Consider the following 395-nt stretch of genomic DNA (forward strand, 5'->3'; position numbering starts at 1 on the left):
CTCTATACGAAGCCATTCAAATCTTTATTGATGAGATGCCTAGTCAGACGACAGCGCCACCATTTTGGACTGAGAGGTGCAGCAACTACTTGTGGTTTTGTAGAGAGGGGATCAAGGGCGCGACAAAAGGTAGTCAACAAGTCGAGCAACATGTTCTCGGATTAATGGTTCAAACTGTTCGTCTGGCTGCTGGTAAATACTGGTCTCCGCCAAGGGTTCATACTCAATCACAAACTCTTTGCAGAAGCACGCAAACCGATTTTCTAGCCGGTAGCGTTATAGATTCAAATCAACTTCGTACGGCGATAGCAATTCCTAAAGAATTGTTAATGGCGCCATTATCGGTACAGCCAACGAATTCCTCGCATGAAGCGACTAATGCAGTAATACCAAAT

1 protein-coding gene is annotated in these 395 nt (G+C 44.8%); it reads left to right on the forward strand.

Going from position 1 to position 395, the window contains the following annotated elements:
* A partial coding sequence (locus AB4585_RS28815; RefSeq protein WP_372172208.1) for a hypothetical protein occupies window positions 1–395 on the forward strand: 395 nt, incomplete at both ends.

The organism is Vibrio sp. 10N.222.49.C9, assembly GCF_041474985.1.
Taxonomy (GTDB): Bacteria; Pseudomonadota; Gammaproteobacteria; order Enterobacterales; family Vibrionaceae; genus Vibrio; species Vibrio crassostreae_C.